Origin of the sequence: Bradyrhizobium sp. 4, assembly GCF_023100905.1 — a bacterium.
Lineage (GTDB): Bacteria > Pseudomonadota > Alphaproteobacteria > Rhizobiales > Xanthobacteraceae > Bradyrhizobium.
The window spans coordinates 1,147,708-1,161,630 of sequence record NZ_CP064686.1 but is presented as its reverse complement, the minus strand read 5'-3'; the positions used below and the strand labels follow the sequence as shown (position 1 = coordinate 1,161,630).

The window sequence follows — 13,923 nt, the reverse complement described above, 5'->3', positions numbered from 1 at the left end:
CGATTGCATCATCAACGCGCAGTCCGTCCAAGCCGATGCAGTGAGGGCGGCCATTGTCCATCCAGGCGCGGCCAATACGGGGTTCACGACTTGAAAATCGTATTGCGATATGAGATACTAGTATCCAATATGTAGCATCAAAACAGGGAGAAGCATCGTGAACCGCCGGCAATTTGTGAATGGTGTGACTGCTGCTGGAGCTCTGTTTCTAGGGGCTGCTCCCTTCGTCGCGTCCAGCCGGGCCCGCGCCGCCGAGAGAATTACGCTCGCGAACTGGGGCGGAAGCACTGACGACTTCATGAAGGAATACTGGATCAAGCCCTTTACGTCGGAGACCGGTATCGCCGTGGACACTGTCGCTGGCCCAGACTTTGCGAAAGCACTGGCCCAGGTCCAGAGTAACAACATTCAGTGGGACTTGTTAGATACCGGAGGAGGCCAGGCTTATCAGGGCGGACAATTGGGCCTTTGGGAGCAAATCGATACCAAGATAGTTGATCCCGCGCGCTTTGTTCAGAGCCCGCCCTCTTTTGCCGTGCCCACAGCTATCTATGCCCTTGGCATCGCGTATGATCCGAGCCGGACGAAGGATCCGGCGAGAACCTTTCCGCAGTTGTGGGACGTCAAGAGTTTTCCAGGGCGCCGCACCTTGATGGGCACCGGAGGCGCTCCGTGTCTAGAAGTACCACTGCTTGCGGACGGAGTGGCGCCGAGCCAGATGTACCCGCTCGATCTCGATCGCGCTTTCAAGGCGCTGGACCGCATCAAGCCGAACGTCGTAAAGTTTTGGACGGCAACTGCCGAGTGCATTTCGCTCATTCAGAGAAACGAAGCTGACTACTCCACCGCTTGGCTAAATCGGGTGAAGTTAGCGAAGGCGGCGGGCATTTCAATCGACTTCTCCTTCGCCCAGTGCATAAATTTGACTGGCTATTTCACCGTGCTCAAGGGCACAAAGCACAAGGAGGCGGCGATGCGTTTCCTTGATTTCATTACCAGGCCAGAACAGCAGGCCGCGTTGGCCAACAAGCTTGGCGCGGTTCCAGTGACGAAGGGAGCCGAGCAAAAGATTGACGCAGAGGCGCGGCGCTGGCTTCCTGATTTAAACAATCCTAATAGCCTATTTGTCGACAACAAGTATTGGGCCGATAGATATCAGGAGCTCAGTAACAGTTACAAGGAATGGAGCCTGCGGTAGCGCTCCGCGGTCCGATCCTGAATGGCAGATGATCTGCGTGTCATTCAGGGGCTGTTGACTGGAGTTGTCCGATTCCAAAACAAAACCGGACATGCAAGTGACTGCTGCGCGTCGGCCAAGGAGGGCCTGAGATGAACCAAGTAAGCGCCGGCCAAACATTGGTTGCTCAAACTGTCTTCGATAGCTGTGAGTTGAACCGACGTTGTGGTGCGCCAATTGGTATTCTCCTGCTCGACTACAATTACCGTCCGGTGCCAGGTGGGCCAAGGGAGAATCCTTCCTCCTCCGCGTCTCCATACCTGTGTCGAATCGTTCCCGGCTGCACAGTTGATCGGCTCGTATACAAAGGAGATGACGGACTCCAAGATCTTGTGATCACCGCCGCGCGCGAGCTCGTTAATGAGGGCGCGCGAGTGATCGCCTCCAATTGTGGCTTCATGATTCGTCATCAGCAAGCAGTACGCAACGCAGTGGACGTTCCTGTGCTGTTGTCAAGTCTCCTGGTCGCCCCACTGCTGCTCGCGTGTTTGGGTAGCAGCAAGAAGCTAGCCGTATTGACCGCGAGCGGCCCGACACTTACAGCCGAGCTTCTCGAGCGGGCAGGAGTCTCTGATGCCGGCCGCCTCGTCGTCGGTGACGTCGGCAGTCAGCCGGTGTTTCGACAGGCTGTGATGGAGGCTTCGGAGGTTGTTGGAATGCCAGAACGCACAAGCTACGAAGCTGAGATTGAGCGGGAGACGGTAGGTGTCGCGTCCTCCCTGATCCTCCAGCACCCTGATATCGCCGCGATTCTCTTGGAATGCACGGGGCTTTCACAGTACGCTCCAGCGGTGCACCGAGCAGCGAACCTCCCAGTTTTCGATGTAGCTTCCATGATCGAGTTCTTCGCTGACGCCTTCGCGACTCCGGGGCTGGGTCGACTTACGGTGGACGGCAAGGGCATAGGCCTCGCAGTGTCGGTGCGTCGCTAGACTTGAGGCTCGCGCCGCGACGATGATCCCGATTCCGAGCGGCGTCAGGGTTTGGATCGCCAGTGGCCACACCGACATGCGTCGCGGTATGCGAAGCATGGCTCTTACAGTTCAGAACATTCTGAAACGCGATTCGAACGCTGGCGATCGTGCTCGCGTACCATCATAGCAAGCCCCTCCACTCCCTTCCTAAAGTCGACTGGCTTGGTTGCCACAGGCGGGACCGAAAGACGTCGGTGATCAAGCTCTGATGCGCGGGTTGACCACCGCATTCCCCATTGTGCGTCCGAAGTCTGCTCCTATCTTACTGTGGACGTCGGCGCTCTTTCCGGCCACAAAGCGTCCGACGGGCATTCCCTCTGCCGTGCTCCCGCCTGCGCCCATGCACGATGATGAGAAGCACCTGATCAGGTTGCCTGCACTTGCCTTGCGATTGCCCACATGAACCCGACCAGTTCACGGGCTATACCAGTGCAGACCACTGTCGTTCGCTTGCCGCGTGTAGCCAGCTTCCGATAGCGGGCAGTCAAGCGGCTCTGTGCTTTCCGCGCGATCTCTTGCACGCCTGATGCCTGCTCGAGCCGATGTAGCGTTGTCTTGCCGATCTTCGGCGGGTGTCGATAGGTCCAGGCGCTCTCGACCAACATGTGGCGGACGCTGCCGTTGCCGGCCTTGCTGATGCCGCCACGCCTGACGGACTCTCTCGTCGATCGCTCGCCGGGCACCAGACCGAGATAACCCATGAGTTGACGTGGGCTCTCAAAACGGCTCACGTCGCCGACCTCGGTGGCGAATGTTACTGCGACGATCCGGTCGATATCTCGCAATGTTTGAAGCGCCCCACGAGCGGCTCCAGAGACTAGACCAGGACAGACGAACTCTTCGATCGTGTGCTCCAGACGTTCGACCCGCTCCCTCGCGATGCGAACCGCTTCGACCATTTCCTGGACTGCGATCTGATGTGCCGGGTGATCGAACTTCTGGTCCTGAAGCCAGCGCAGATAACGCATTGACCAGCCCTTTGCGGATTCCGACGAAGTCTCCCGGGGATTCCCAGACGATGTTGACCTTGCCCCCAAGTTTCATCAAGTTTGCGGGTACCGACGAAGCCGGCCACGCATTCCAATTTGAAGCCGGCCGGGTATTCCGATCGGAAGCCGGCCACCCTTGGCGTCAATCGCATGGGTCGATTTGATGATGTCGTTGAGGGATGAGAAGGTCAAGTGACCGATTGATTGGGGGCGGATTGCTTTTGCTTTCTGAGGCTCTCTCCTTTGAGTTCGATGCGCTAGGCGTTGTGGACGAGGCGATCGAGGATTGTGTCGGCGATGGTGGGATTTCCGATAATTTCGTACCAGCGGTCGACGGGCATCTGGCTGGTGATGATGATCGAGCGAGCTTCATATCGGTCCTCGACGATCTCGAGCAGATCATGGGCGCTGGTCGGCGTCGAGCGGCTCTGGCCCCCAGTCATCAAGAATGAGCAGATCGAGACGAGCGATAGCGCGCAGCATCTTGGTGTAACGGCCATCGGCGCGGCCGAGTGCGAGGGCGGTGAAGAGACGCGGCACGTGATGGTACGCAACTGAGAAGTCGTCTCGGCAACGCGCGGGCCGCGATCAGCTCGGCGCGTTCGGGATCAATATCGCCGAGACAGGTCCGGAATCCCTGTTCGGGATGAGGCCGATTGGCCAGGATGGCGAGGACGAGCCCCTCGGTGTTGGGCCCGATCGATCGCCCCCAGCGCCGGAATCGATCGGGAGTCCACTCGGCGTAACGCTGATGCGCACTGGGCATGTGATCGGGATCCGTGCCATGCCGGCGGCTGCCATAACGGCGCTGGTGAGCAGCAACACGCAAACCCCGATGGAACAACTCGATGGTCCGGGTGGTGGCGCGAACGTCGACCTGCTCCCGGATCAGGCCGTGTGGAACTGAGTACAAGAAGCCGTCGACCTCGACATGATAATCGAGCGAGACGCGGGCCAGGAGCCATTCCGCGAACTGATAGTCGGCATCCGGCAACGGCGCCAGGACAGGGATCTCGACAGTCTCGAACAATTGCCGGCGGCTGACGCCAAGCCGACGCATGACGTGCGCGTTGACGCGCTCCAGCGCGGCGGCGATTGCCGCGTTCGCCTCAGCCAGCGAGAAGAAGGTCTGCCGGCGAAGCCGCCCGAGGATATAGGTCTGGGCAAAACGCACTCCGGCTTCCACTTTTGCCTTATCCCGGGGCTTTCGTGGCCGCGCCGGAAGGATGCCGACGCCGTAATGGGACGCCATCATCCCGTAGCTGCGATTGATTTCAGGGTCGTAGAACGAGGCCCTGTGGACGCCGGATTTCAGATTGTCGGGGACCACAAGGCGCGGCACCCCGCCAAAAAAGCGGAACATGCGGACATGGGCCTCGATCCAGTCCGCCAGTTTCTGCGTCCAGGTCGCCTCCGGCGTAGGTGTAATTGGAGGCGCCAAGCACGGCGACGAAGATCTCCGCTTCACGCACGACCCCGGTTGCGCGATCGACGATCATGATTTTCTTGCCGGAGTAATCGACAAATACCTTGTCGCCGGCCGGATGGTCCTGCCGCATGGTCGGCGACAGCCGCCGCTCGAACTCCCGGAACAGATCGCAGAAGCGACTGTAGCCATAGCCTCCCGGGTGAACCGCGCGATACTCCTCCGAAAGCACCATCAAATTGACGCCAGGCCGCTTAAGTTCGCAGGCGAGCGAGCCCCAATCTGGCTCGGCGCGCCGGCGGTACCCACGCTTGACGCCGGCATGGGCGAACAGACGTTGTTCAAGAACGCGTCCGTGAGGTCGCCAGCCAAAGGCCACGCAAGCCCGGCCGCTGCCGCCCGCTTGAGATTGTCCTGGATCGTGCTCCGCGCCACGCCGAGCGTTCGTCCGATCTCCCGGGCGCTCACCCCGTCACGGGCAAGCCGTAGCATTTGGCGTATCTGTCGCATGGGCAGTTCTCTCTTGGCCGGCATCCGCTTTCCCCCGTTGATCAACGAGGGACTTGATGCCTGAGGGACTGACCCAAACGAAAACGCCGACCTTCTCAGAAACCTGGCCGGAAATTGATCGGAATGCCGGCCGGCTTCATTTCGGAATGGTGGCCGGCTTCAAATCTGCGCGTTTCGCGGGATCGTGAGCACGGATTTCAGCGCATCGTGAGCAACGATTTCAGAGGATCGTGAGCAACGTTTGGCGGTGCCGGACGCTTCGACCGACAACTCAACCGGGCTGCGGATTTCTCATTCAACCAGTGAGGAAGCCTGATGCCTACCGAGAGATTGTCGATGCGCCGGATCCGAGAAGTTCTACGTTTGAGGCACCAGGGCCTGACCGAGCGCGTCATCGCGCGGACGTTGGGAGTGAGCAATGGGGTCGTACACGGTTATGTGCGTCGCGCCCGCCTTGCGGGGCTGACCTGGCCGCTGCCGGAGGGCCTGGACGACGAGAACCTTGAACTGCTGCTGTTTCCGGCGCCGACGGCAGCCTCGCAAAGCGACCGGCGCCCGACACCGGATTGGGCTTATGTCGAGAAGGAGCTGCGCCGCCGCAGCGTGACGCGCCTGCTGTTGTGGGAAGAGTATCGCGCCGCCAATCCGGACGGCTTTGGCTATACCTGGTTTTGCACGACGTTCGAGGCCTGGAAGCAGCGGGCCCGGCCAAGCATGCGTCAGACCCACGCCGGTGGGGAGAAGGTATTCGTCGATTTCGCCGGCGACACCATCGATATCTTCGATCCCATCACCGGCGAAGTGCGCGCCATGAAGCTGTTCGTCGCGGCGATGGGGGCCTCGAACTACACCTACGCCGAGGCCTGCCCAAGCGAGAGCCTGTCCGACTGGATCGGCGTGCATGCCAGCCTGTTCAGGTATCTCGGCGGCGTGCCGAAGTTCGTGGTCTGCGATAATCTCAAGGCCGCCGTGACCAACCCCGATCGCTACGATCCCGGGATCAACCGCACCTATGCTGAGATGGCCGGCCATTACGGCACCGCGATCCTGGCGGCCCGGCCGAGGCGACCAAAGGACAAGGCCAAGGTTGAGATCGCAGTCCAGATCGCCCAGCGCTGGATCCTGGCCCGCCTGCGCAACCAGCGCTTCTTTTCCCTGGCGGAGCTCAATACCGCCATCCGCGGGCTCGTCGTCGAACTCAACGCCCGCCAGATGCGCGGCTTCGGCTCCAGCCGGACCGAACTGTTCGCCGAGATTGATCGCCCCAGGTTGAGAGAACTGCCGGACCAGCCCTACGTCTTTGCGCGCTGGAAGCGTTGCCGTGTCGCCCCAGATTATCACGTCGAGATCGACGGCCATTGGTATTCCACCCCTTACCGCCTGATCCGTGAACTCGTCGATGTCCGTATCGCCGACAAGACCGTCGAGGTCTTCCACAAGGGACAGAGGATCGCCAGCCACGCCCGTGCGCCCAACCGGCGCGGCCACACCACGATTGCCGATCATATGCCCAGCGCCCACCGCCGCTACGGCAAATGGACACCGGGAGGGCTGATCGCCGCCGGCGAGAAGATCGGTCCATCGACGGCGGCGTTCTTCCAGGTCGTCATCGAAGCCCGGCCGCACCCCGAGCAAGGCTTTCGCACCTGCCTCGGTATTCTGTCGCTGGCCAGGAGCTACGACCATGCGCGCGTCGATGCCGCCTGCCGACGCGGCATCCTGATCAAGGCTCGCTCCGTCGCCTCGATCCGTTCGATCCTCAAGAGCGGCCTCGATCGCGCTTTCCTCGACGAGACGTCCGACCACCAGCCCCTGCGCCACGGCAACATCCGCGGTCAGGGCTATTTCCACTGAACCAGGGAGACTCCAATGCTGACACACCCCACCCATGAACGGCTGATCACGCTTGGCTTGACCGGAATGGCCAAAGCCTTCGAGGAGCAGCGACGATCACCGGACCTCGACGCCCTGCCGTTCGAGGAGCGCATCGGGCTTCTCGTCGATCGCGAAGCCGCCGAGCGCGACACCAAACGTCTCACGACCCGTCTCAAGTTCGCCGCGCTACGCCAGAGCGCATGCGTGGAAGACGTCGATTTGCGCACGCCACGCGGCATCGACCGCAGCGTCTTCGCCAGACTCGTCGGCGGCGACTGGATCGACCGCAACGAGAACCTGCTCATCACAGGGGCAACCGGGCTCGGCAAAAGCTGGATTGCCTGCGCCCTCGGCCACAAGGCCTGCCGCGACACTCGTTCGGTCCAGTATCACCGCGTCCCGCGCCTGTTCGAGGCGCTCGCCCTGGCTCGCGGCGACGGCCGATATGGCCGGCTGCTCAAAACCATCGGCCGCGTTCAACTTCTGATCCTCGATGATTGGGGCCTGTCAGTTCTAAATCCGCCCGAACGGCGCGACCTTCTGGAGATCCTCGATGATCGCCACGGTCGCGCCTCCACTATCGTCACCAGTCAGGTCCCTGTTGAACATTGGCACGACGTTATCGGCGACCCAACCCTCGGCGACGCCATCCTGGATCGCCTCGTTCACAACGCTCACCGTCTGCAACTCTCCGGAGAAAGCATGCGAAAGCAGAACGCCCGCAATCAAACTCTTGACGCCAACTCAAACCCCTGAACCAATCACCCATGTCGGTCAAAGCCGCTGCTCACCATCGCGCGAAACAGCTGCTCACGATCGCCTGAAATCGCCGCTCACCATCAGCGAAATGCGCAAAATCGGAACGGTGGCCGGCTTCACGTCGGAATACCCGGCCGGAATAAATCGGAATCCGCATTCGCCCTAGCAGTTGGATTTGCCCAGTTGGGCGGTGGTAGCGACGGGAGCTGGCGCGGAGCCCTCGGCATAGCGCAGCGCCAGATCCCGGCGCGGGTGGCAGGTCATCGCGAACTCGGACGGGGTTCTCCATCCGAGCTGCGAGTGTGGTCTTGTGTCGTTGTAATCCGCCCGCCAACTTCCAACTGTGACGCGGGCTTGTGCCAGTGACGTGAACAACGTCTCCTTCAACAGCTCATCCCGCAGCCGGCCGTTGATGGGGAAGACGGCCCCGCTCTCTCGGCGCCGGTGATATCGTGCCAGATGTGCTGGCGGCAGAAGGAGTCAATCAAGATGAACATCGCGACTATTGGGTTGGACATTTCGAAGTTCGCTTTTCACCTCCATGCGGTTGATGACGAAGGACGTGGTCTGTCGCCAACGCCTGCGGCGTGGTGAGATCATCGCCTTCTTCTCATCACTGTCATCCTGCCTGGTCGGCATCAAGGCTTGCTTCCGCGCATCACTGGGCACGCGAGATCCAGCGGCTTGGTCACGATGTGAGGTTGATTCCGCCGGCATATGTAAAGGCCTACGTCCGGCGAGGAGCTAAGAACGATGCGACTGATGCGGCCGCAATCTGCGAAGCAGTTGCTCGCCCTAACATGCGGTTCGTTCCGATCAAGAGCCTCGAGAACCAAGGCTTCTTGATGCTTCATCGAGCGAGAGGCCTGCTGGTTCGTCAGAGGACTATGACATCTTGCGCCATCCGAGCCTGCCGAGTTCGGCCTTATTGTTGGGCAAGGCCGACAAAGGGTGGATGGTTTGGTGCAAATGTTGGACGATGATCAGTTATCGCTGCCGACTACGGCGCGCATGGCGCTGGCGGCGCTTGTGAACCAGATGAAGGAAGTCGACCGGCAGATTGAAGCCATCGAGCGAGAGTTGGCTCAGATCCAGAGAGCGCATCCAGTGGCGAGGTTGCTTGCTTCTATCCCGGGCGTCGGCCCCGTAACGGCTACAGCCCTTGCTGCCACCGTCCCCGATCCAACCATGTTCCGTTCCGGGCGGGAGTTCGCAGCTTGGCTCGGCCTAACGCCAAGGGAGAACCCAAGTGGTGGAAAGGATCGGCTCGGCCGCATAACGAAGCAGGGAGATTCCTATGTTAGGCACTTGCTGGTCATCGGAGCACGTAACGTCGTCCGGTTCCCCAGGCACGCTCACGGGTCGGAGGCGGATGGATCGAAGCTCTCCTCGAGTGACGTCGACCCATGGTGGTCGCAATCGCCGTTGCAAACAAGTTGGCTCGGATCGTCTGGGCGATGATGACGACTGGGGAGTATTATAGGCCGACATCCCCTGCGTGAAGCTGCGGATGCGGCTAACTTAAGGTGCGAGGGCAAATGACAGCGTGATGAAAACCGGCGGAGCTGGGGATCGAGAAAGCTCGAAGAGCTTTAAGCGCAACAAGCGCGACCCGTTGATGAGGCCTCGATCCGCGATCTCCATCAGGGCCAGCGACCATGGTATCGGTCGCACCAAAAGGCCGTATACATGAACGCACCCGACCGACATCAAAATGTTGTCGAAACCTCTTGCACCCGCGGGGCCGTCTATACATGAAGCTCTCGATGAAGGCGTTCTGCATGGGTTTGCCCGGCGCGATGTAGTGCCATTCGACACGGCTTTGGTCGGCCCACACCAGGATGGCGTTGCTGGTGAGTTCGCTGCCGTTATCGCTGACCACCATCCTGGGCTTGCCGCGCTCGATCGTCAGCCGGTCCAGTTCCCGCGCCACGCGGATGCCGGAGAGCGAGGTATCGGCCACCAGCGCCAGGCACTCACGGGTACAATCATCGACGACAGTCAGGATGCGGAAGCGGCGGCCGTCGGTCAGCTGATCCGACACAAAGTCGAGCGACCACCGGTCGTTCGGCGTCATCGGAACCAGCATCGGCGCCCTGGTCCCGATCGCCCGCTTGCGGCCACCACGGCGGCGCACCGTCAGCTTCTCTTCCCGATAGAGCCGCAAGAGCTTTTTGTGGTTGATCAGATAGCCCTCCCGCCTGAGCGGAACATGCAGCCGCCGATAGCCGAAGCGGCGGCGCTCCTGGGCGATCGCCCTCATGCGTTGGCGAAGGCTGGTATCGTCAGCCTGGGTCGTCCGGTATCTCCTGGTCAGCGGCAGCAGCCGATGTAAGCGCGAAGCCGATACCCTTGCTTCAGAATTCGAATGAACGTGCGAAAGAAGCCTCCGGCTTGGACGGAGGTTTCGGATGGGATTGGACAGCAAAAAGGACGTCCATTTGGACGGCTCAACGAGGGGATCGGTGAGCCGGCTGGAGGTTCTTGAAGGACCATCGGGGCGCCGCGTACGTTCGGAAGCTGAGAGAGCTCGGATCGTCGCCGAGAGTCTGTTACCCGGTGCCCAGGTGTCCGAGGTGGCGCGCAAGCACGGAGCGACGCGCTGGCAAATCTACGATTGGCGGCGGCGGTTTCGACAGCGAGGCATGTTGCCGCCGCGCGAGGTATCGCAGCCGACATTCGCGCCGCTAGTCGTGGAAGGTGCGTTGGAGGAGCGTCAGGTTCCGGCGATCAAGCTTGAGATCGCGATCGGCGATGTCGTGCTGCGGACGGACACAGCCATAGATGGCGAGCAGCTGTCCCGTGTGATCCGCGCGATGCGAGCGTCACGATGATCGCGGCCGGTGCCGATCTGAAGATTTACATCGCGACGCGGCCGATCGACTTCCGCTGTGGCCACGATGGGCTTGCGGCGAAGGTGCAGGAGATGCTTCGTCTCGACCCGTTCAGCGGCGCAGCCTTCGTGTTCCGATCGAAACGAGCGGACCGGATCAAGATTTTGGTCTGGGATCGAACGGGTCTGGTGTTGGTGCACAAGCGTCTTGAAGGTTGCAAGTTCGTTTGGCCAACGATCGCAGACGGCGTGATACGGATATCGCCGGCGATGTTCGCAGCCCTGTTCGAGGGGCTGGATTGGAGGTTGGTCCGCCCGGAAGAAGCGCGGCGTCCCCAGGCGGCTGGATAACTGCGGCAGAATGACTCGGAAGCTATTTTGAATGTGGCACGCGCGGCGGCGATGTGCTCGAAATAGCGCATGAGCATCGCGGCGCTGCGCGACGAAAATGAACAATTGAAAGCGCTTTTGGCGCAAACGCAGGCGGCCTTGAGCGAACATCAGGCGGCGCTGGCGACGTCGGAAGAGGCGCGGCGTCGGTTGGAGGTCATTCTCGGCGAATTGCGACGCGAGAAGTTCGGCGCGAAGTCCGAGAAGCTGCGGCCAGATCAGTATCACTTGCCGCTGGAAGACGTGGAGATCGCGCAAGGCATTCTGGACGCGGCGCAGGAGAGAGCCGAGACTGTGATCAATGGCCGATCGCGGAGCGCGCCGGATCAAGGTCCTCATCGCAATCGCGGCTGCTTGCCTGCCCATTTGCCGCGGGTGGAACGGATTATCGAGCCTGCGAGTCCGCTTTGCCCGTGCGGTTGCGGTGCCATGGCGAAGATCGGCGAGGACGTCAGCAAACGGCTCGACGTGATCCCGGCGCAATGGCGGGTGTTGGTCACGCGCCGCCCGAAATACATCTGTCGCCGCTGCGCGGGCCCCGTCGTGCAGGCGCACGCACCGGAGCACGTCGTGCCCGGCGGGCTGCCGACCGAAGCGGCCATCGCGCACGTGATCGTCTCCAAATTTGGCGATCATACGCCATTTTACCGTCAGGCCGAGATCTATGCGCGCCAGGGTATCCGGCTTGATCGGGCGACGCTGGGCAACTGGTCCGGCCGCGCCTGCTTCCATCTTCAGCCCATCGCGGACCACATGCGCCACCACCTGGCCATGGCGGATCGGCTGTTCATGGATGAGACCAAGGCGCCGGTACTCGATCCGGGGCGCGGCCAAACGAAGAAGGGCTACTTCTGGGCGATCGCCTCAGACGACCGCGGCCACAGCGGCCCAAGTCCGCCGATCGTGCTGTTCCGATATGCCCCCGGTCGCAGCGGTGCCTTTGCGGAGCAGTTCCTGGATGGCTTTTGCGGAGGCTTCCTGCAATGCGATGCCTATGACGGTTATGACCGGCTGACCGAAGTCGTTCGACCGCAAGGGCCGTGGACGCTCGTGCATTGCTGGAGCCATTTGCGCCGGCGCTTCGTCAAATTGGCCCGCAATAGCAAATCGCCGATCGCCGAGGCCGCCATTCGGCACATCGCACAGCTTTACGCCATCGAAGCCATGGTGCGCGGTGCATCGCCGGACATACGGTTGGCCGCGCGCAAGGAGCACTCGCTGCCAATGGTAGCCGCGTTGAAGTCGTGGTTCGAAAAACAGCTGTCGATGATCTCCAGCGGTTCGACGCTCGCCGAGGACATCCGCTACGCGCTCAATCACTGGCAAGGTCTGACCCGCTTCCTCGAAGACGGGCGCCTCGAGCTCGACACCAACCCTGTCGAGAACGCCATCCGGCCAGTCTGCCTGACCAGAAAAAATGCGCTCTTCGCCGGTCATGAGGTCGGAGCCGAAAACTGGGCCTTGCTCGCCTCGATCGTCGCCACCTGCAAGCTCAACGACGTCAACCCGGCCGCCTACATCGCCGAAACACTCGAGACGATCATCGACGGCCATCCCCATAGCCGCATCGAAGACCTCATGCCGTGGCGATTCCGCAAAACGTCAAGCCAGCCTCAATAGGGTTGCGGCTAAGCGCTTACCAGCCGATGGCTTTACACGCCCGCCGTTCGCTCATCCCATGGGCATCCACCAGATGAGCGACAGCTTTCCGCTTCCCCGCGGGCGTCACCACTAATGGGATGACCCGCCCCGTCCTCTCAGTCAGACTGAGTTGGCTTTTGAAAGGAGGAAGCAATGAGGACACGGAACAAGCCCAGGCCGGCAACGGTGTTTGGGATCGACATTGGCAAGAACCTTTTCCACGTCGTTGGGCTCGACGCCGCCGGAATGCCGATCCAGAAGGCGACCTTTCGGCGCGATACGCTCTTGCAGTTCTTCGAACGTGCAGGACCGGCTTTGGTGGGGATGGAGGCCTGCTCCGGCTCACAATGGTTGGCCCGCAAGATCGCCGCCATGGGGCACACCGTTCGCATTATCCCAGCTCAATTCGTGAAGCCATATGTGAAGTCCAACAAAAATGACATCATCGATGCCGCGGCGATCGCCGAAGCCGTGACGAGACCAACGATGCGCTTCGTCGAGCTAAGGTCGCCTGAGCACATTGACCTGCAAGCGCTGCATCGTGTTCGCGATCGGATGATGTCGCAACGGACGTGCCTCATCAATCAGATGCGCGCTTTTTGCCTGGAATATGGGATCGCTATTCACCAGGGCGCCGGCAAGTTCAAGGCTGATCTGCCGAGGGTTTTGGCCGATCAGTCGAATGATCTAACCTCGGCGATGCGTCGCATTCTTGCATCTACATTTGACGAGCTGCGGCAGCTGGAGCTGCGGATTGCCGAGGTCAACCGCGAGATTGAGGCAATTGCCTCTCAAAGCGATACCGCACGTCGATTGATGACCATCCCGGGCATTGGTCCGCTGGCCGCGACGGCGCTTTTGGCAGCAGCTGGATCTGCCCGCCAGTTCAAAAAGGCCCGCGATATGGCAGCTTGGCTAGGTCTTGTCCCGAGAGAATATTCTACGGGAGGCAAAACGAAGCTGCTGGGGATAAGCAAGCGCGGCAATCGATATCTGCGCCGGATGATCATCCATGGCGCCCGTTCCTGCGTGACTCATCTTGATCGCTCGCGATACCGCCTTGGCGCGTGGCTTGATGGACTTCAGGCACGCATGCACACTAACAAGGTCACCGTGGCCTTGGCGGCCAAGATTGCGCGGATCGCATGGGTGGTGATGACCAAGCCCGGCGCAAGCTATGAACGGCGGGATCCGGCCTTTAGCTGATCCCGTTTGTTCCAGACTGCGAGGTTCGTGAAGGTGATGACGAAACAGTCGATCGGCGCGCCGTAAACCCTGTGCAAAAAAGC

10 protein-coding genes and 5 pseudogenes are annotated in these 13,923 nt (G+C 60.9%); 9 read left to right on the top strand and 6 right to left on the bottom strand.

Annotated features, from left to right (window positions below):
- The first annotated feature begins 157 nt into the window (after nucleotides 1–157).
- Both IVB45_RS05390 and IVB45_RS05385 read left to right on the top strand, forming a co-directional pair.
- Nucleotides 158–1,198, top strand: a complete 1,041-nt coding sequence (locus IVB45_RS05390) for a polyamine ABC transporter substrate-binding protein (protein ID WP_247363247.1) — start codon at nucleotides 158–160, stop codon at nucleotides 1,196–1,198.
- A 131-nt stretch (nucleotides 1,199–1,329) separates the two neighbouring features.
- On the top strand, nucleotides 1,330–2,169 hold the full coding sequence (locus IVB45_RS05385; protein WP_247363250.1) for a hypothetical protein: 840 nt from the start codon (nucleotides 1,330–1,332) through the stop codon (nucleotides 2,167–2,169).
- Between the two features lie 407 nt (nucleotides 2,170–2,576).
- On the opposite strand, the pseudogene IVB45_RS05380 reads toward IVB45_RS05385, so the two are convergent.
- The 4 genes and pseudogenes from IVB45_RS05380 to IVB45_RS38865 all read right to left on the bottom strand — a co-directional run.
- Nucleotides 2,577–3,191 (bottom strand): annotated as a pseudogene (locus IVB45_RS05380) (transposase); the annotation flags it as partial.
- A gap of 197 nt (nucleotides 3,192–3,388) precedes the next feature.
- Nucleotides 3,389–3,779, bottom strand: a pseudogene (locus IVB45_RS05375) (ATP-binding protein); the annotation flags it as partial.
- 695 nt (nucleotides 3,780–4,474) lie between these two features.
- Nucleotides 4,475–5,005, bottom strand: a complete 531-nt coding sequence (locus tag IVB45_RS05370) for a transposase (protein ID WP_247501255.1) — start codon at nucleotides 5,003–5,005, stop codon at nucleotides 4,475–4,477.
- A 14-nt stretch (nucleotides 5,006–5,019) separates the two neighbouring features.
- A pseudogene (locus tag IVB45_RS38865) lies at nucleotides 5,020–5,136 on the bottom strand (helix-turn-helix domain-containing protein); the annotation flags it as partial.
- 315 nt (nucleotides 5,137–5,451) lie between these two features.
- On the opposite strand from IVB45_RS38865, the gene istA reads away from it, so the two are divergent.
- Together istA and istB are read left to right on the top strand one after the other, a co-directional pair.
- A complete protein-coding gene (gene istA / locus IVB45_RS05360; RefSeq protein ID WP_247356440.1) occupies nucleotides 5,452–6,990 on the top strand; it encodes an IS21 family transposase in 1,539 nt (512 codons plus the stop codon).
- A gap of 15 nt (nucleotides 6,991–7,005) precedes the next feature.
- Complete coding sequence (gene istB, locus IVB45_RS05355) at nucleotides 7,006–7,767, top strand: IS21-like element helper ATPase IstB (protein WP_247356441.1); 762 nt, start codon at nucleotides 7,006–7,008, stop codon at nucleotides 7,765–7,767.
- A 165-nt stretch (nucleotides 7,768–7,932) separates the two neighbouring features.
- On the opposite strand, the gene IVB45_RS05350 is transcribed toward istB, so the two are convergent.
- Nucleotides 7,933–8,244, bottom strand: a complete 312-nt coding sequence (locus IVB45_RS05350) for a transposase (RefSeq protein WP_256467193.1) — start codon at nucleotides 8,242–8,244, stop codon at nucleotides 7,933–7,935.
- A gap of 15 nt (nucleotides 8,245–8,259) precedes the next feature.
- On the opposite strand from IVB45_RS05350, the pseudogene IVB45_RS05345 reads away from it, so the two are divergent.
- Nucleotides 8,260–9,272, top strand: a pseudogene (locus IVB45_RS05345) (IS110 family transposase).
- 14 nt (nucleotides 9,273–9,286) lie between these two features.
- Here IVB45_RS05345 and IVB45_RS05340 read toward each other — a convergent pair.
- Nucleotides 9,287–10,087: pseudogene (locus IVB45_RS05340) on the bottom strand (DDE-type integrase/transposase/recombinase); the annotation flags it as partial.
- A gap of 94 nt (nucleotides 10,088–10,181) precedes the next feature.
- On the opposite strand from IVB45_RS05340, the gene IVB45_RS05335 reads away from it, so the two are divergent.
- The 4 genes from IVB45_RS05335 to IVB45_RS05320 all read left to right on the top strand — a co-directional run bounded on the left by IVB45_RS05335 (nucleotide 10,182) and on the right by IVB45_RS05320 (nucleotide 13,840).
- Complete coding sequence (locus IVB45_RS05335; protein WP_247290870.1) at nucleotides 10,182–10,604, top strand: transposase; 423 nt, start codon at nucleotides 10,182–10,184, stop codon at nucleotides 10,602–10,604.
- Nucleotides 10,601–10,954, top strand: a complete 354-nt coding sequence (gene tnpB / locus IVB45_RS05330; protein WP_007601228.1) for an IS66 family insertion sequence element accessory protein TnpB — start codon at nucleotides 10,601–10,603, stop codon at nucleotides 10,952–10,954. The genes IVB45_RS05335 and tnpB overlap by 4 nt, the downstream gene beginning before the upstream one ends.
- Before the next feature lie 69 nt (nucleotides 10,955–11,023).
- Nucleotides 11,024–12,613: an IS66 family transposase gene (locus IVB45_RS05325; RefSeq protein WP_247807596.1), complete on the top strand. Its 1,590-nt coding sequence runs from the start codon at nucleotides 11,024–11,026 to the stop codon at nucleotides 12,611–12,613.
- 174 nt (nucleotides 12,614–12,787) lie between these two features.
- Entirely contained in the window at nucleotides 12,788–13,840 is a 1,053-nt protein-coding gene (locus tag IVB45_RS05320) for an IS110 family transposase (protein ID WP_247385528.1), read from the top strand.
- Nucleotides 13,841–13,923: the final 83 nt, after the last annotated feature.

What these genes read in the sequence shown, in the direction of transcription:
- IVB45_RS05385 (WP_247363250.1), top strand. Translation starts at nt 1,330, where the DNA reads ATGAACCAAGTAAGCGCCGGCCAAACATTGGTTGCTCAAACTGTCTTC.
- istA (WP_247356440.1), top strand. Translation starts at nt 5,452, where the DNA reads ATGCCTACCGAGAGATTGTCGATGCGCCGGATCCGAGAAGTTCTACGT.
- istB (WP_247356441.1), top strand. Translation starts at nt 7,006, where the DNA reads ATGCTGACACACCCCACCCATGAACGGCTGATCACGCTTGGCTTGACC.
- IVB45_RS05335 (WP_247290870.1), top strand. Translation starts at nt 10,182, where the DNA reads ATGGGATTGGACAGCAAAAAGGACGTCCATTTGGACGGCTCAACGAGG.
- tnpB (WP_007601228.1), top strand. Translation starts at nt 10,601, where the DNA reads ATGATCGCGGCCGGTGCCGATCTGAAGATTTACATCGCGACGCGGCCG.
- IVB45_RS05325 (WP_247807596.1), top strand. Translation starts at nt 11,024, where the DNA reads ATGAGCATCGCGGCGCTGCGCGACGAAAATGAACAATTGAAAGCGCTT.
- IVB45_RS05320 (WP_247385528.1), top strand. Translation starts at nt 12,788, where the DNA reads ATGAGGACACGGAACAAGCCCAGGCCGGCAACGGTGTTTGGGATCGAC.